22 protein-coding genes and 1 pseudogene are annotated in these 14,704 nt (G+C 55.6%); 16 read left to right on the plus strand and 7 right to left on the minus strand.

What is annotated here, in order from left to right; genetic code table 11:
* From ACIQ0G_RS06010 to ACIQ0G_RS06025, 4 genes and pseudogenes are all read left to right on the plus strand, one after another.
* A pseudogene (locus ACIQ0G_RS06010) lies at positions 1-216 on the plus strand (diaminopimelate epimerase); the annotation flags it as partial.
* On the plus strand, positions 213-1,478 hold the full coding sequence (gene mtaB, locus ACIQ0G_RS06015; protein WP_397577126.1) for a tRNA (N(6)-L-threonylcarbamoyladenosine(37)-C(2))-methylthiotransferase MtaB: 1,266 nt from the start codon (positions 213-215) through the stop codon (positions 1,476-1,478). The pseudogene ACIQ0G_RS06010 and the gene mtaB, both read left to right, overlap by 4 nt.
* Positions 1,475-2,404: a signal recognition particle-docking protein FtsY gene (gene ftsY / locus ACIQ0G_RS06020; RefSeq protein WP_397577127.1), complete on the plus strand. Its 930-nt coding sequence runs from the start codon at positions 1,475-1,477 to the stop codon at positions 2,402-2,404. Before mtaB ends, ftsY begins: the two co-directional genes overlap by 4 nt.
* Positions 2,401-3,030 (plus strand): inner membrane-spanning protein YciB, encoded by a 630-nt coding sequence (locus tag ACIQ0G_RS06025; protein ID WP_397577128.1) that lies wholly within the window; start codon positions 2,401-2,403, stop codon positions 3,028-3,030. Before ftsY ends, ACIQ0G_RS06025 begins: the two co-directional genes overlap by 4 nt.
* Before the next feature lie 2 nt (positions 3,031-3,032).
* Here the strand turns inward: ACIQ0G_RS06025 and ACIQ0G_RS06030 are convergent, their stop codons facing one another.
* The gene (locus ACIQ0G_RS06030) at positions 3,033-3,653 is read right to left on the minus strand and encodes a superoxide dismutase (protein WP_397577129.1); all 621 of its coding nucleotides are present in this window, start codon (positions 3,651-3,653) and stop codon (positions 3,033-3,035) included.
* Between the two features lie 166 nt (positions 3,654-3,819).
* Here ACIQ0G_RS06030 and ACIQ0G_RS06035 point away from each other — a divergent pair, with 166 nt between their 5' ends.
* Positions 3,820-4,383 carry a urate hydroxylase PuuD gene (locus ACIQ0G_RS06035; protein WP_397577130.1) on the plus strand — a complete coding sequence of 188 codons (564 nt, stop codon included), beginning with the start codon at positions 3,820-3,822 and terminating at the stop codon, positions 4,381-4,383.
* Positions 4,384-4,434: 51 nt separating this feature from the next.
* Here ACIQ0G_RS06035 and pspF read toward each other — a convergent pair whose 3' ends face one another.
* Complete coding sequence (pspF, locus tag ACIQ0G_RS06040; protein WP_397577131.1) at positions 4,435-5,472, minus strand: phage shock protein operon transcriptional activator; 1,038 nt, start codon at positions 5,470-5,472, stop codon at positions 4,435-4,437.
* A gap of 167 nt (positions 5,473-5,639) precedes the next feature.
* Here pspF and ACIQ0G_RS06045 point away from each other — a divergent pair, with 167 nt between their 5' ends.
* The 10 genes from ACIQ0G_RS06045 (at position 5,640) to ACIQ0G_RS06090 (ending at position 9,101) form a co-directional block, all read left to right on the plus strand.
* Positions 5,640-5,828, plus strand: coding sequence for a hypothetical protein (locus ACIQ0G_RS06045; protein ID WP_397577132.1), 189 nt, complete (start codon positions 5,640-5,642; stop codon positions 5,826-5,828).
* A gap of 108 nt (positions 5,829-5,936) precedes the next feature.
* On the plus strand, positions 5,937-6,620 hold the full coding sequence (gene pspA, locus ACIQ0G_RS06050; protein WP_324476826.1) for a phage shock protein PspA: 684 nt from the start codon (positions 5,937-5,939) through the stop codon (positions 6,618-6,620).
* 1 nt (position 6,621) lies between these two features.
* Positions 6,622-6,909 (plus strand): envelope stress response membrane protein PspB, encoded by a 288-nt coding sequence (pspB, locus tag ACIQ0G_RS06055; protein WP_397577133.1) that lies wholly within the window; start codon positions 6,622-6,624, stop codon positions 6,907-6,909.
* A 1-nt stretch (position 6,910) separates the two neighbouring features.
* Positions 6,911-7,294, plus strand: coding sequence for an envelope stress response membrane protein PspC (pspC, locus tag ACIQ0G_RS06060; RefSeq protein WP_397577134.1), 384 nt, complete (start codon positions 6,911-6,913; stop codon positions 7,292-7,294).
* Between the two features lie 26 nt (positions 7,295-7,320).
* Positions 7,321-7,479 (plus strand): hypothetical protein, encoded by a 159-nt coding sequence (locus ACIQ0G_RS06065; protein ID WP_397577135.1) that lies wholly within the window; start codon positions 7,321-7,323, stop codon positions 7,477-7,479.
* Positions 7,476-7,775, plus strand: coding sequence for a hypothetical protein (locus ACIQ0G_RS06070; protein WP_397577144.1), 300 nt, complete (start codon positions 7,476-7,478; stop codon positions 7,773-7,775). Before ACIQ0G_RS06065 ends, ACIQ0G_RS06070 begins: the two co-directional genes overlap by 4 nt.
* Positions 7,776-7,793: 18 nt before the next feature.
* On the plus strand, positions 7,794-8,120 hold the full coding sequence (locus ACIQ0G_RS06075; protein ID WP_395629132.1) for a hypothetical protein: 327 nt from the start codon (positions 7,794-7,796) through the stop codon (positions 8,118-8,120).
* A 10-nt stretch (positions 8,121-8,130) separates the two neighbouring features.
* Positions 8,131-8,403, plus strand: coding sequence for a hypothetical protein (locus ACIQ0G_RS06080; protein ID WP_397577136.1), 273 nt, complete (start codon positions 8,131-8,133; stop codon positions 8,401-8,403).
* 26 nt (positions 8,404-8,429) lie between these two features.
* Entirely contained in the window at positions 8,430-8,672 is a 243-nt protein-coding gene (locus ACIQ0G_RS06085) for a hypothetical protein (protein WP_397577137.1), read from the plus strand.
* Positions 8,673-8,696: 24 nt separating this feature from the next.
* A complete protein-coding gene (locus tag ACIQ0G_RS06090; protein ID WP_397577138.1) occupies positions 8,697-9,101 on the plus strand; it encodes a SufE family protein in 405 nt (134 codons plus the stop codon).
* On the opposite strand, the gene ACIQ0G_RS06095 is transcribed toward ACIQ0G_RS06090, so the two are convergent.
* From ACIQ0G_RS06095 to ACIQ0G_RS06115, 5 genes are read right to left on the minus strand one after another with little or no spacing between them, the layout of a single operon-like run.
* Complete coding sequence (locus tag ACIQ0G_RS06095) at positions 9,089-10,429, minus strand: PepSY-associated TM helix domain-containing protein (protein ID WP_397577139.1); 1,341 nt, start codon at positions 10,427-10,429, stop codon at positions 9,089-9,091. The genes ACIQ0G_RS06090 and ACIQ0G_RS06095 overlap by 13 nt on opposite strands.
* A gap of 10 nt (positions 10,430-10,439) precedes the next feature.
* A complete protein-coding gene (locus ACIQ0G_RS06100) occupies positions 10,440-12,413 on the minus strand; it encodes a TonB-dependent receptor family protein (protein ID WP_397577140.1) in 1,974 nt (657 codons plus the stop codon).
* A 51-nt stretch (positions 12,414-12,464) separates the two neighbouring features.
* A complete protein-coding gene (locus ACIQ0G_RS06105) occupies positions 12,465-12,857 on the minus strand; it encodes a hypothetical protein (RefSeq protein WP_324482239.1) in 393 nt (130 codons plus the stop codon).
* 39 nt (positions 12,858-12,896) lie between these two features.
* Complete coding sequence (locus ACIQ0G_RS06110) at positions 12,897-13,430, minus strand: J domain-containing protein (RefSeq protein ID WP_397577141.1); 534 nt, start codon at positions 13,428-13,430, stop codon at positions 12,897-12,899.
* 51 nt (positions 13,431-13,481) lie between these two features.
* Entirely contained in the window at positions 13,482-14,117 is a 636-nt protein-coding gene (locus ACIQ0G_RS06115; RefSeq protein ID WP_397577142.1) for a Yip1 family protein, read from the minus strand.
* Between the two features lie 92 nt (positions 14,118-14,209).
* Here ACIQ0G_RS06115 and ACIQ0G_RS06120 point away from each other — a divergent pair, with 92 nt between their 5' ends.
* Positions 14,210-14,599: a DUF4345 family protein gene (locus ACIQ0G_RS06120; protein WP_397577143.1), complete on the plus strand. Its 390-nt coding sequence runs from the start codon at positions 14,210-14,212 to the stop codon at positions 14,597-14,599.
* Positions 14,600-14,704: the final 105 nt, after the last annotated feature.

The raw sequence follows: 14,704 nt of genomic DNA on the forward strand, positions 1-14,704 counted from the left end.
TGGGAGCGCGGCGCCGGCTTGACGGGCGCTTGCGGAACCGGGGCCTGTGCCACGGCCGTTGCGGCGATCCGTCAGGGCAAGGCGACATCGCCCGTGACAGTCCACCAATCGGGCGGAACCCTGACCATCGACTGGAGCCCGGGACAGCCCGTCATCATGACCGGCAGCGCCACTTATGTGTTCAAAGGTCAGGCCGACTGGGATGCATTTGGATGAACGCGCCCGTCAAAAAGCCTGAAGTCATCAGCATGGGTTGCCGCCTCAATTTGGCGGAGAGCAACGCTCTGGCTGAACAACTCGCAGGCCGCGATGACATCGTCATCATAAACAGCTGCGCGGTGACCAATGAGTCTGTGCGGCAAACACGGCAAGCCATCCGTCAGGCGCATCGGCGTCGCCCGGACGCGTCTGTGTGGGTCACCGGCTGCGCTGCGCAAGTGGAGCCCGAAACATTTCGGGCCATGCCAGAGGTTGCAGGCGTCTTTGGCAATCATGAGAAACAAGACGCGACCTTGTTACGCGATTTGATGGATCGTTCCGACAGGCCAGTCATTGTCTCGGACATCATGACCATCGCGCAAACCGCGCCGCATCTCGTCACCGCCTATTCCGGCAAAACCCGCGCTTTTGTCGAAGTTCAAAATGGCTGCGATCACCGCTGCACATTTTGCATCATTCCCTATGGCCGCGGCAACAGCCGCTCCGTCCCTGCTGGCAGCGTCATTGAACATATTCAAAAGCTCGTCGACACGGGCTTTAAAGAGGTGGTGCTGACGGGTGTTGACGTGACCAGCTATGGCCATGATCTTCCGGGCAGCCCCAATTTAGGATCACTGGTTGAACGGATATTGAAACTCGTTCCCGATCTTGCCCGCCTCAGGCTATCGTCGATTGATGGTGTCGAAATTGACGACCGGCTGTTCGACTTGCTCACTGGAGAGGCCCGCGTGATGCCGCATGTTCATTTGTCGTTACAGGCAGGCGACAATATGATCCTGAAGCGCATGAAACGCCGCCATAGCCGCGAACTCGCGATCGATCTGGTTGCGCGGCTTACAGCAAAGCGACCCGAGATCGCCATTGGCGCGGATATTATTGCCGGTTTCCCGACCGAAGACGATGCGATGTTTGCAAACAGCATGGACCTCGTCGAACAATGCGGGATCGTGCATGGCCATATATTCCCATATTCGCCCAAAAAGGGCACACCAGCCGCGCGCATGCCGCAACTGCCCCACCCCGTTATCAAGGCACGTGCCAAGGCATTACGCGAAGCTGTCGCGGCAGAAAAATCCCGCTGGTTGACGGCGCTGATTGGCACCATCCAGAATGTCGCGGTCGAAAATGGCGGCAGGGGTGGCCATGCGGAGAATTTCGCGTATCTGCAGCTGGATAAAGTCATGCCCGAAGGCAACATTGTCGCCGCGCGGGTGTTGCGGTCAACAGACGGAATATTGCAGGCAGAGGTTGTAGAATGAGCGAGAATGCTGGGTGGAAAGACCGACTGTTTGGCGGCCTGAAGAAAACTTCAGTTAAGCTGACGGACAATATCGCGGGGCTTGTCACCAAGGCGAAGCTGGAAGCACGCGACCTAGATGACATTGAAGATGCGTTGATTGCGTCAGACCTTGGCCCAGCCATGGCTGCGCAAATTCGCGACAAGATTGCTGCTGGACGTTTTGACAAGGGCATTGATGCCGAAGGAATCCGCCAGATTGTCGAGGACGAAGTGGCCGCCGTGTTGGCACCCGTCGCATCCCCGCTCGAAATCGATGCATTCCCGCGCCCTCAGGTCATATTGGTGATTGGCGTAAATGGGTCTGGCAAGACGACGACGATTGCCAAGCTGGCCCACCTTTTCCTTGAACAGGATTATGGCGTCATGCTGGCTGCAGGTGATACGTTCCGTGCCGCAGCGATTGGCCAGTTGAAAGTTTGGGCGGAACGCATTGGCGTACCCATTGTGACTGGCCCCGAAGGCGGCGACGCCGCTGGTGTCGTGTTTGACGCGGTGAAAAAGGCAACCGCAGAAGGCATCGACGTGCTGATCGTCGATACCGCTGGCCGGCTTCAGAACAAACGCGAGTTGATGGATGAGCTGGCAAAAATCCGCCGGGTGCTCGGGCGTCTCAACCCTGCAGCGCCGCACAATGTGGTGTTGGTTCTGGACGCGACGACGGGGCAGAATGCGCTATCGCAAATCGAAACCTTCAAAGAAGTCGCTGACGTAACTGGACTTGTGATGACCAAATTGGACGGCAGCGCGCGCGGCGGCATCTTGGTCGCGGCGGCCAAGCAATTCGGCCTACCCATTCACGCCATTGGCGTCGGCGAGACCATCGATGACCTGCGCCCCTTCAACGCGCAAGATGTTGCCCGTGCCATCAGCGGCGGCTCTTTGTGAGCGACACAGCCACGCCCAAAAAGCCGTCGGGTACCTTAAACTTCATTCTCGATTTTGGACCGCTACTGCTGTTTTTCGTGGCGTCAAAATTGGGCAGTTCGGACACCGATCCGAAACAAGGCGCGATTGTCGGCACCGCAACGTTCATGGCCGCGATCATTGTTGCGGTGATTGTTTCCAAGGTGAAACTGGGCAAGATTTCACCGATGCTGAAGCTCACGGCAGCTTTAGGCGTGTTTTTCGGCGCGCTGACGATCTGGTTTCATGACGAACGCTTCATCCAGATTAAGCCGACGATCATCTACGCCTTTTTCGCGCTTCTGCTGATTGGGGGATGGGTCCGCGGCAAGGCCATGCTTAAGTATGTTTTGGAGCATGCCTATCAAGGTCTTGACGAAACCGGCTGGTTAAAACTGTCGCTTAGCTGGGGCGTGTTTTTCCTTGTGCTAGCCGGACTGAACGAGATTTTTAGGCAGCCCCAATGGTTCTCTTTCGATACCTGGCTATCCATCAAGGTGTGGGGCGTAACGGCATGCACGTTCCTGTTCGCGTTTGCCAATATCCCAATGCTGATGCGCCACGGGCTAAAACTGGGCGACGACACCGAGACACCGCCGAACGCGTAAAGTCATGACTGGTCAGCGCGCGAGACGCCATGTCCTTCTAGATTTTCGGCTACAAATTCCCAATTAATCGCATTGGCGAGTAACGCGTCGATATAGTCGGGGCGGGCATTGCGATAGTCGATATAATAAGCATGCTCCCACACATCGATTGTGAGCAAGGGCTTCATATCATGTACCAAGGGTGTGTCGGCGTCATGTAACGACGTAATCTTCAATTGGCCGCCGTCAACAACAAGCCACGCCCAACCGCTTGCGAAATGCGCGACAGCTTCTTCTTTGAGCGTCACCAGCAGGTTTTCGACACTGCCGAAGCTTTCATCGATCATTGTCTTTAACTGGCCGCCAGGCACCTGTTTTTCAGGTGTCAGACACTGCCAATAAAAACTGTGGTTCCAAATTTGCGCGGCGTTGTTGAACAGTTGTGTGTTGCCCTTCGCCTTGGCAGCCGTGATAACTTTGCTCAAGGGCGCACCTGATAAAGCCGCATCGTCGGCGACCAAGGCATTGGTTTTATCGACATACGCCTTGTGATGCTTGCCATGGTGAAAGTCGAACGTTTCGGCAGAAATGAGGCCGCCGAAGGAAATTTCGTCGTAGGGAAGTTCGGGGAGAATGAAGGGCATGTTGCATGTTTCCTTTTGAGAAGTCCGCAACGCAAACCAACGGGCGCAGCGCCCGTTCCGTCGGGCGCACGCAAATTACGCAGAAAATATGTGACAAAAGCGACCCACAAAGATATGCAGTAGCTTATCAGGGGCAAAACCACTTGAATGCCTACAGGAGGAAAAAATGGCGAAATTTTTTGGAAATCTACATCTGGTGCTGGTCGCCGGTCTCGTGCTGTCATTGGCACTTATGTTCGGTTTGCACGGCGACGCATTGACGGCACAGTCTGTCACACGTTGGCTGCATACATTCTTCGGGATCGTCTGGATTGGGCTGTTGTACTATTTTAACTTCGTTCAAATTCCGACCATGCCGAAAATTCCCGCAGAGCTTAAGCCAGCTGTGTCGAAGCATATCGCGCCATCTGCGCTGTTTTTCTTCCGCTGGGCCGCGGCGGCGACCGTGTTGTTGGGACTGATCATTGCGGTTCAGTCCGGTTACGCCCATGAGGCATTCACGCTGCAGGATCCCTACAGACTGATCGGCGTTGGCATGTGGCTTGCGGTTATCATGGCATTCAACGTCTGGTTCATCATCTGGCCCAACCAGAAGAAGGCACTTGGCATCGTTGAAGCCGATGATGCGACAAAGGCAAAGGCAGCAACGACAGCGATGATGACATCGCGTTTGAACACGTTGCTGTCGATCCCAATGCTCTACACGATGGTCAGCTTTAACGGCGGCTAATCGTCACGTTCTTCGTAAAGTTAAAAGGGGTGGCCGATGCCGCCCCTTTTTTTATCCCAAAAGGTCATGCTTTTTAAGCGTATGACGCAATTGGTCGTAGCTCAGGTTCAGCGCTTTGGCCGTTTGCCGCTGATTATACCGACATTTCGCCAGTGCCTGCTCAAGCACCGCCTTTTCATATCTTTCGGTCGCTTCTCTAAAGTCGGTAACATCAATCGCCTGACTTAAGTCGGCGGAGACACGCTGCTCGGCATTAGCGGCCTGATTATCGGGCTGCACCTGCGCAGGGGCAGAAGCCGCCACGCCGCCACGCCATGGGCTATCGAACGGATCAAACTGGATATAATCGACGGGCTGTGCAGGGTCAGCCCAGCGATAGACCGCACGTTCGACCACATTACGCAATTCGCGCACATTGCCCGGCCACAAATGGTTTTCAAGGGCCTGGGTCGCAAGCGCGCCGAAACCTGGCCACCCTGCCCAGCCCAGTTCGGCCGCCATCCGACGCCCATAATATTCAGACAGCACCTCAACATCGCCTTCACGAACACGCAATGGCGGCAAGGTGATCACCTCAAAGCACAGCCGGTCGAGCAAATCCGCACGAAAGCGTCCTTTATCCACCATATTGGGCAGATGCTCATTGGTGGCGGCGACAATACGGACATCGACACGCATTGGCCTTGATGAACCAATACGCGTGACCTCTCCATATTCGACCGCGCGCAACAAACGTTCCTGCGCGCCCATGCTCAACGTGCCCAGTTCGTCGAGGAACAGCGTGCCGCCGTCGGCTTCTTCAAACCGCCCCTCGCGCGCACGTGTGGCTCCGGTGAAAGCGCCGGCTTCATGGCCAAACAGTTCGGCCTCAATCAATGTCTCAGGCAACGCGGCGCAGTTGATCGTGACCAAAGGCCCGTCCCAACGCGAACTCAGGCGATGCAGGCGTTCAGCGATCAGTTCTTTCCCGGTTCCGCGTTCCCCCACAACCAGCACAGGCCGATTGAGCGGTGCGGCGCGGCTTGCGCGCTCGACGGCATCAAGAAATGCGGACGATTGTCCAATGAATTGATGGCTATCGCGTTCCATTTTCAAAGATTGGCATATTTCACCATAGTGTGGCAATAATTACCAGCGCCCGAATGTCACATTTTTTCACAAATGGCGGATTTCCCACAATTATTCAAATTGGCACACTCCCTGCAGTACATCTTGCAAGCCGGAATATCACCGGCATGCAAAAGGGAAGACACAAGATGCGTAAAGATATCGGAACCAGCGAAAAGGCAAATGGAAGCGAAAGCCGTCTATGGCTGGCGGTCGCCCTGTCCGTGTCGATGATCTTCACCAGTTACGCCATTTCGGTTCTCAACCATTATGACGATGTTAACATGAACGTCCCAAATTACACCCATCGGCCAATCGTTGTCAGCTATCTTGCCTGACATCGATTGCCTGCGACCGGAGTACCCCCGGCTCCCCCTACCTCCTAAAGGTACCCGGTCGCCCCCTTTTTTAGTACGCAAATGAACAGTTTTAACCGGAGTTACCCAATGGGAATATTTTCACGAACCCGCGATATCATCGCCGCCAACGTCACGGACTTGCTCGACAAGTCGCAGGACCCGGCAAAGATGATCCGCATGATCATTCTGGAGATGGAAGAAACGTTGGTTGAAGTCCGCGCTTCGGCCGCCCGGACGATCGCGGACCAAAAAGAACTGCGCCGGCACATCGACAAGCTGAACACCCTTGAGGCTGACTGGACCGACAAGGCCCATCTCGCGCTGTCAAAAGATCGCGAGGACCTTGCCAAAGCTGCCTTGGTCGAAAAGCGCAAGGCGACCGATATGAAGGACCAGCTGACCGCAGAAGTCGACGTTCTCAACGATGCGTTGAAAGCTTCGGAGCAGGATATTCACAAGCTGCAGAAAAAGCTCGCCGACGCCCGCAGCCGTCAGAACGCGTTGATGACGCGTCTGGAAAGCGCCGAAAATCAGGTCAAGCTGCGCACAATGTATAATGGCGACAAGGTTCGCGAGGCTTTTTCACGCTTTGACGTGCTCGAACGCCGCGTGGACGAAGCGCAGGGATATGCAGACTCGCTGTCCATCGGTTCAGACGCCCCACGCAGCTTGGGCGACGAAATCGCAGCGCTTGAATCCTTCGACGTTGTCGACGCCGAGCTGGAAGCGATGAAAAAAGCCATGAAACAAGACGCACAGAAGGAAGGTTGAAATGGAAGATACTGTCGTCCCCATTTTCGTTTGCGGCATACTGTTTATCGGCTTGCCTTGGATCATCCTGCATTATGTCACACGCTGGAAAACCGCGGCAACGCTAACCAATGATGATGAGCGGATGCTGGGCGACATGAACGAACTTGCCCGTCGTCTGGAAGACCGTCTCGATACCGTCGAGCGTCTGGTCGCGCAGGAAAATCCTGAATGGCAGCCACGTCGCATCGATCATGAAACAAAAGATTTCGACCCCGAAAATGTCCGCAGGCTGGAAAGGAACCGCTAAAATGGCTGGTACACATACCAAATTCTATCTCGATAAGATGAATGCGAAATGGAAAGGCGTTTGCGCCGGGATTGCCGACTATACCGGCGTGGACGTTCTCTGGGTACGGCTTGGCGCGGTGATGCTCACCCTGATGGGCGGTTTTCCGTGGACGCTGATTGCCTATGTCATCACCGCTTGGATGGCCAACCCGAAGCCCGTGCATCTGTATACCGATGACCGCCAAGACCAGAAATTCTGGCAAGGCGTGCGTCAGTCACCTGCCCGCACAACACGCGACATTCGTTCGCGTTTTCGGGAAATCGACCGTCGGTTGGCCGAAATGGAAACCTATTATGTCAGCAACAACAAGCAGCTGGCGGACGAAATAGAGAATCTTCGATAAACGGCGACATATTGGAAGGAATGTTCATGTTCACGCTTATCATTCTGGGGCTAATTGGGTGGTTTGCATATCGCCACTTCGCACAGAAGAAACGCAAGGCGGACCGCCGCAATTGGAGCGTTGATTTCCGCGACAGCCCCATCCGACCCGTCACACGCCGCCTGCCATGGAAAGAATTCAAATGAGCTTCGCGGGACCAAATTTCGTAATTGCGATTGTTGCATTGATGACAGTCGGATGGCTCATCAACAACTGGATCCGCGCCAAGCACGGCTACCCATTGGAAGATGAATGGGGCGGCAAGACAGCGCTGACCGATGGCGACTATCCCGAAGCAGAACGCAAAATCATGCTGCTCAGCAATGAAAATGAAACGCTGAATGGCAAGGTTGGTCGCCTGGAAGAACGGGTCGCGGTCTTGGAACGGATCGTCACGGACAAGGCCGGACGGCTGTCGGAAGAAATCGAAAAACTGCGCTGAGGCGCGCTGGAGGAAGCTATGGACCCTGACAAGCTAGCAATGATTACCGCCATCGGCCCCATGATAGGAATTGGCGTTGTCGCAATTTCGGTAGGATGGGTGCTCACCACATGGATGCGCATCAAAAATGGATATCCGCTTGATGGGGCATGGGGTCAGGCAGTCTATCCTAAAACCGATCAGGAAGCCGTCGAACGCGTAAAATTGTTGAGCCAAGAAAACGCGCAGCTGCGCGCAGAAATCGGCTCAATCAAGGATCGCCTCGCCAATGTCGAAAAAATCATCGTCGACGACAGTCACCGATTAACATCTGAAATAGAGGCCCTTCGCGGGCCTTCGAATTGAGGAGGAAGTAATGGACCCGTTTGAAATGGTCGTCGCAATCATTGCCATCATCACGATCGGCAGGATTATCCAGACGAAGCAAAAGGCAAAGCTCGGAATCGTTGAAGACGAAAATTTCATGGGCACAAAAACCCGCCGTCTTTTGAACAATGCGGATACGCAGCAGATGCAGGACGAAATTCGTGCCTTGAAGGAACGCATTCAGGTTTTGGAACGCATCGCGACGGACAACAATAATACGAGTGATATCAACCGTCAGATTGAGGAACTGCGCAGCCGGTAACGGCGCGCGAACGGAAAGGAAGGACCATGCAACAGGATCCCAACTTCTACATCATCATCGGCGCCTTTGCCGTGCTGTGCGTCGGCATCGTGTCGTCACTAAGCTTGCGCGGCTGGCGCGACTGGATTGCGCTTAAGCATGCCGAGCTTGAAACCAGGCGCCACGGCAATGATGCACCCGTGCCCTCGGCCACGTCGCGTATTGAAGTCGCCGATTTGAAAGAGCGCGTAAAAAGGCTTGAAGCCATAGCGGCAGGGATTGATATCTAAGCATCGCGGCCATATGCGCAGTGCATGACAACATTTGCCGACATTACCGAAGAATATGCATTTCTTGAGGCTGATGACCGCTATCGGTTGCTTATCGACCTCGGCCGCGAATTGCCCGAAATGCCCGCCGCGTTAAAAACCGATGCGACGCTCGTTCGGGGATGTTCCGCAAGCGTGTGGGTCTATCCCGTGACCGCTGATAAAGAACTCACATTTTTGGCCGACAGCAACGCCGCGATCACCAAAGGCATCATTGCGCTGGTCCTGAAAACGGTTGAGCACAAAAATGCGGCCGACATTCTGAAGACCGATATCGAGAACGCCCTTGCGCCGTTCGACCTCAAAAATCAGTTAAGTTCGAACCGGACACAGGGCATTCCCAATATGATCTCGCTTATCCGCGAGACGGCAGCGCGTTACGCCGGCTGAGCCGGACGCAGCCCAAGCCACATCGCAAGCGCAGGCAAGCGGGGCAGCAGCAGCCGGTCGAACAGCCACAGCGCGCATAAAGACGCGGCAAGCAACGGCAAGAGCAACGCCATAACGCCGATGATCACCACAACCCCGCGCATTTTCGGTGGCACCGCAGCAACCGGCGGTGCGCCGAGGGCATCATCGGGCTTGCGCCGTCGCCACATCAGGAAACCTGACACAACCAATGTGATCAGGCCAACCGCAGTGAGCACCCCGACCAACTGATTGAACCATCCAAAAAGCTGGCCCTCATGCCAAGCGATTCCATAATTGACCGCGCGATCAATGACATGCTTGTCGGCAAAGCCTTTCCGCGACATCTCCTTGCCCGTTGCAACATCAAATGTGATCTCGCGGTTCAATGGCCGGTTCTGCGCCTCCGACTTAATGGTCCAAGCCATCGGCGCAGGCGGGCCGAAACGCTCAGGCGCGCCTGGTGCTTTCACCAACGCCGGGTGCGGCAGTCGTTCGGCTTTCGCTTTGGCGACCATGTCCGCCAAACCAACCAGCGGAATGCCGGCAGCCTGCATTTTCATCATTGCATCATGATCATGCTCGGCATGCGGGGCGGCACTGCCCGTTTTCCAGTCTTGAGCGCCTTGAACGAGGCCCAATTCAGCGCGGGCAATACGGAAAGCATCGCCCCAGACGCTCGCCCAAGGCAGTCCTGTGGTTAGCAGAACAAGCGCCAGCCCTGAAACCCAGAAGCCAGTCACCGCATGCAGATCGCGCAGGAACACGCGATTGCCCTTCCCCAACCGGGGCCAAACGACACCGGCAAAGCGCTGCCCGCGCGGCCACCACATATACAGACCGGTCAGGATCATGACGATCGCCCAGCACGCCGCCAGTTCAACAATCCAATCACCCATTTTGCCGATAAGCAGCGACCCATGTATCCGCGACACCGTGGCGGATATCCGGCTTTCCGGATCGATGCTGCCCAACACTTTACCCTGCGGTGACACATAGACGTCGCGCATGGTTTGGCCGTCGGCGAGGCCGATATGGATCATCGCGGCATCGCCTGCATGTTCGGGCAAGCGATAGCTTTGGAATTGCGCACCCGGATTGGCCGCCATGACAGCGGCCAACTGCACATTGGGTGATACTGCCTGTTCAGTCGATAGGTTCGTAAATGCGCGCTCTTCCCAACGGTCCAATTGCGGCTTGAACAGGTAAATTGCGCCTGTTGTCGCAAGCACGAGGATCAGCGGCATGACAAAAAGCGAAGCATAAAAATGCCAACGCCAGATCGTGCGGTAGAAAGACGTATTTTCCATCTCTGCTCTCCTAAAACCGCGCGCGGACGCCGCCGTAAATGGCACGGCGTTCAACCGGATAGTAAATGGCGGATGCTGCGGAGGCGACGATAGCGGCCGATACGTCGCCAATGGCTTTCTCTCCGGTCAGGTTCCGCGCGTCAAGAAATAGATCGACCCCGGCCATAACGCGCGCGCCGGCAGATACGCCTAACAGGGTATAGCCTGTCGTGCGTGTCATGTTTCGATAGTCTGCCCATGCACCCTGCGGCACCCATTCAACATTCGGCGCAATATGCAAATCGTCGCTGCCAAGTCGAAGCTCCGATCGCAGGACATGCTTTGGCACCACAGGCAGCCGGTTGTTGCCATATTGGGCATCAGCGACAAAGTGGAAGTCGGAATATTGCCAGATTTGCCGAAAACGCAGCCAATCGGTTGGCGCGGCACTAAACGCTGCCTCAACGCCCTGATGCCGTGTTTTATCGGCGTTGAACGTTGTCGCTGGAATGTCCCGCCCTACGGTAAATTGCAGCATTTCGCGTTTTATGTTGGCGCGGTACAGGGCAATATCCCAGCTCGCCCATCCCAGTTTCCCGCGTGTCCCGATTTCGGCTGTCCATGCTGTTTGTTCCTTTACAGGAACGAACGCCGCAATTTGGGCGAGTTCAACGAAGGTCGGAAATTCTGTGGATTTACTATAATTGGCAAAAATTTGGACGTCTTCGGACGGTTCCCAGAGGACACCAAATTTGGGCGAGAAAGCGTCGAACGACGCTGCACCCGTTGCGGCAGACGGAACGATCTGAACCTGCTTTCGGAAACCATCGGCATATATACCGCCTGCTATGATCGTAACGCCCGCAACCGGCGTTGCTCGCAACTCTCCATACATATTCGACGTGCGGGCCGTCTGGTCGGCTTCGAAGGTAAGTGCTCCACGTTTGCCATTCACATTGATAAAGCGCTTTGAGTCAATTGTTCCCCAACGGGACTCTCCGCCGACGGTGACGCTCCAGTCGTCTCCCGCGCGATCATAACGGGCGAACACGCCGCGATCTGCCGATGCCTGATCAATGACCTGATAAATCGGGTGATATAATTCTTTGGCATTCAGGAACGCGCCAACATCCAATTGGCTGTTTCCCCAGTCGAAACGGGTCCGGTTCTGGATACGAACCGAATTGATATCGCGCGCCTGATCCCCCACAAAATTGCCGCTGCGTGGTGCAGATAAAGCCGTTGCGCGGGTCAATGCACCCGGCAATTCCTGATTAAGTGTTGTCGCGCTTGCGTAAAATCGCGTCGACACGACATCCGAAATCCTAAGCCCAACATTTCCGTTAAAGCGCATTGAGTTCCGCTGGGCGTGTTGCCGATCCCCCTTGTGGCTATCGGCGCTGATCGCTGCCCAAGCATTGGCGTCGTCGTCACCCACTCCAAAGGACGCCAAGCCGCGATAAAAGTCAGAGCTGCCGACATCACCGCGAAGGTAAAGACCCGCGGCATTGTCGCCGGTGGGCGTAACGCCGTTGATTGCGCCGCCCAATGTACCGGAACCGAACCTCAAAGCGTTCGCGCCACGATATACCTCTAAATGGTCGAAAAATATGGGTTCAAGCTCTTGAAAGTCGCCATTGTCGTCGGCCAGATTGATGGGGACCCCATCCTGCAACAGCGTCAGTCCGCGCATGTGAAAGCCACGCGACAGACCCGAACCGCGAATGGAAATGCGGACCTCTTGCCCAAAGCGCGGCTGGGTGTACACGCCCGGCGAAAAGGCCAAGGTATCACGCAAAGACACGACGGTCTTGTCTGCATAATCTTCGTGGCTAACGACGTCGGTGCCGCCTGCGGTGTTGTTTGCCGATATTTCGGATTCGTCAGCGGCTGCACGGCCGGTGACAATAATCGTGGTGTCAGCAGCCTCTTCAGCTGCGGCAGGTGTAATGATGGCAATAACAGAGCACGCAACAGACGCGCGCAAAATGGACAAAAATTTCATGATATTTTCCTAAATCTAAACGAGAAATAGGCCGCAAAGCAGCCTTGTAGTTTAGACGTAAGAAGGTGGCCCTATGGCTGGTGGCGGCGGGGCAGCGAGGCCAGCGCCAACCGAGACTTCGCGTTTGGCAAAAACAGGAATGGCGAGCGCAACAGGCGCCATTGCAACTTGGAAATCAGCGGAAAGCACGTCCGCCGCCATCGCGGCTCCCGCAAAGGCACAAGGTTGATGCTCAACCGATTTGCCTTTTGATGGGTCTTCCTTGTGCAGCTTACCCGATTTGTCCATCCAGACGGTCTGGGTGTCCATTCCGGTACAGATGGTCAGCGCAAAACCACGCTCCGACGACGGCATAAAGCCAGACGGAATGATGACGCGCAAAGCCAGCGCCAGCAATATCATTGCTGCAGCTATATTCCGGAAGGGCGAAGATGCGCGAATCACGCGCGCCCTATGCGCTTGCAATTTCGGCCGCGCAAGTAACTAGCCTTTCCACTCGCGCCGTTCTTCGGCAACGCGCAGCACGTCATATGCCGCCTGCCCCGCCTGAAAAGCCTTGGCCGCGTCGGCGTTGCCGGGGTTTACATCTGGGTGTGTTTCCTTGGCGATTTTGCGCCAGGCTTTTTTCGCGTCATCAAACGTGGAGTCGCTTTCAAGGCCCAGAATATCGAGCGCGTGCATTTCATCACGGCTGCGGCTGCCGTCGCCGGACCCGGCCCAACCATAATGTGCGGATTCTTTGTAGCCCGATGAATCGCGGCGCTCATTTGCCTCGCGCTCGTCGGCTTCTTCCTTGGTCAGACCTTCGAAATAGTCCCAACCACGGTTATACTCGCCGGCATGTTCTTCGCAGAACATCCAGCGGTCCGGGCTGTTGGGCGATTTCGGTGCGGGGCAGTTTCCCGCTTTGTTACAACCATAGCGGTCACACAGACGCACCTGTTGCGCTTCGGTGCTGCTGCCGTAGCCGCGCCAGCGGGGAAAACCCCAGTCATTTCGTCGAGTGGACCGCACCATGCCGCCGACTTAGCGACGGCACGCGCATTTTGCTAGTGGCGTAAACGCAATTTATGCGCCGGACAGAGCGCCGCCCATCATCCCGCCGCCGAACAAGGTCGAAAAGGCAATGCCGATCAGGATGCCGGAAATAATGACAGTCAGAACAACATAAATGAGCACGATGACAACGGTGAACCCCGCGACCTTTTCCTTCGGCACACCGAGCACAGGCTGCAGCCCCAGATAGATCAGGTAAACGACATACGCGATTGCCGCGAAAGAAATTAGACCGCCCAATATCGGGATCCAGCCAACCAATCCCGCCACCCAAGTTGGGGTCGATGCGTATGTCATCAGCTTTGCCGACTGAACCATGTCGGATTTGCCGTTAAAGCTGGGCGAAACCGCGTTGACGAGGAATGACATCACAAAAAGCGTAACGAGGGAAAGCACATATCCCACCACCGCCATTGCCGCGATGGCGCCAAAGCCCAATTCCATAACCCCGCCGCCCATGCCGCCAAGGCTAGCGGTATTTATTCCCAATGCGCCGGTAAATATTATGCCAGCGGCCAAGGGAATGGCTGCCAAGATCATCGCATATCCGGTGAATAAGCCGCTAACGGTTGCGGGCTCGCCAGCAATGACATTCCATTCATCCGTCGGTTTTAAAATGATATTCTTCGCGCGAGCAACAATCGACATTGACTTCTCCCTCTGAAAAATGTGTTTCTCGGCAGAAGAAAACATAATGGCGCGAACATGTAAATGTTGACGTTCGCGTAAATGGAGGGGTCATGAATATAATATTGCGGGTATTGCTGGGTGCAATTGGCGTGTTTGCGCTGTTTGGCGCTGCACAGCATTGGTTTAGCTTCGACGCAGCGTTCACAGGGCGCGGCATTGCAGCAATCGATGATATGGGCCGCGCGAACCTGCGCGCAGACGTCGGAGGATTGTTTTTGGGAATAGGTGCCTTCACCTTGTTCGCCGCGTTCCGGCAGCATCGGGGCGCGCTTGTTGCGACTGCGGTCCTTTTGAGTGCAACGTTAATCGGGCGCATTGTCAGTATCGCGTTTGACGGGTTCAGTGCGCCAGTTGCCCCGCCGATCATTGTTGAGGCGGTTGTCCTTGCCATATTGGGCATCGCTTATTGGGCGTGGGGTAAAAAGCCAGAGGGTCTGTAAGCCGGGTTCTGTCCTCCGCTGCGGCCGAGGCGTAAGCGGATGTGCGACCATTCATCTAGGCGACGCATTGCTGCGGCACTCATGCAACCAACCCGGGCGACTGGC

The organism is Sphingorhabdus sp., from assembly GCF_044354325.1.
Classification (GTDB): Bacteria; Pseudomonadota; Alphaproteobacteria; order Sphingomonadales; family Sphingomonadaceae; genus Sphingorhabdus_B.

Coding starts and splice junctions, on each gene's coding strand:
- ACIQ0G_RS06110 (WP_397577141.1), bottom strand. CDS start 13,430: ATGGTGCGGTCCACTCGACGAAATGACTGGGGTTTTCCCCGCTGGCGC.
- ACIQ0G_RS06085 (WP_397577137.1), top strand. CDS start 8,430: ATGCAACAGGATCCCAACTTCTACATCATCATCGGCGCCTTTGCCGTG.
- ACIQ0G_RS06080 (WP_397577136.1), top strand. CDS start 8,131: ATGGACCCGTTTGAAATGGTCGTCGCAATCATTGCCATCATCACGATC.
- ftsY (WP_397577127.1), top strand. CDS start 1,475: ATGAGCGAGAATGCTGGGTGGAAAGACCGACTGTTTGGCGGCCTGAAG.
- pspC (WP_397577134.1), top strand. CDS start 6,911: ATGGCTGGTACACATACCAAATTCTATCTCGATAAGATGAATGCGAAA.
- ACIQ0G_RS06100 (WP_397577140.1), bottom strand. CDS start 12,413: ATGAAATTTTTGTCCATTTTGCGCGCGTCTGTTGCGTGCTCTGTTATT.
- ACIQ0G_RS06065 (WP_397577135.1), top strand. CDS start 7,321: ATGTTCACGCTTATCATTCTGGGGCTAATTGGGTGGTTTGCATATCGC.
- ACIQ0G_RS06045 (WP_397577132.1), top strand. CDS start 5,640: ATGCGTAAAGATATCGGAACCAGCGAAAAGGCAAATGGAAGCGAAAGC.
- ACIQ0G_RS06035 (WP_397577130.1), top strand. CDS start 3,820: ATGGCGAAATTTTTTGGAAATCTACATCTGGTGCTGGTCGCCGGTCTC.
- pspA (WP_324476826.1), top strand. CDS start 5,937: ATGGGAATATTTTCACGAACCCGCGATATCATCGCCGCCAACGTCACG.
- mtaB (WP_397577126.1), top strand. CDS start 213: ATGAACGCGCCCGTCAAAAAGCCTGAAGTCATCAGCATGGGTTGCCGC.
- pspB (WP_397577133.1), top strand. CDS start 6,622: ATGGAAGATACTGTCGTCCCCATTTTCGTTTGCGGCATACTGTTTATC.
- ACIQ0G_RS06095 (WP_397577139.1), bottom strand. CDS start 10,429: ATGGAAAATACGTCTTTCTACCGCACGATCTGGCGTTGGCATTTTTAT.
- ACIQ0G_RS06030 (WP_397577129.1), bottom strand. CDS start 3,653: ATGCCCTTCATTCTCCCCGAACTTCCCTACGACGAAATTTCCTTCGGC.
- ACIQ0G_RS06090 (WP_397577138.1), top strand. CDS start 8,697: ATGACAACATTTGCCGACATTACCGAAGAATATGCATTTCTTGAGGCT.
- ACIQ0G_RS06070 (WP_397577144.1), top strand. CDS start 7,476: ATGAGCTTCGCGGGACCAAATTTCGTAATTGCGATTGTTGCATTGATG.
- ACIQ0G_RS06075 (WP_395629132.1), top strand. CDS start 7,794: ATGGACCCTGACAAGCTAGCAATGATTACCGCCATCGGCCCCATGATA.
- ACIQ0G_RS06115 (WP_397577142.1), bottom strand. CDS start 14,117: ATGTCGATTGTTGCTCGCGCGAAGAATATCATTTTAAAACCGACGGAT.
- pspF (WP_397577131.1), bottom strand. CDS start 5,472: ATGGAACGCGATAGCCATCAATTCATTGGACAATCGTCCGCATTTCTT.
- ACIQ0G_RS06120 (WP_397577143.1), top strand. CDS start 14,210: ATGAATATAATATTGCGGGTATTGCTGGGTGCAATTGGCGTGTTTGCG.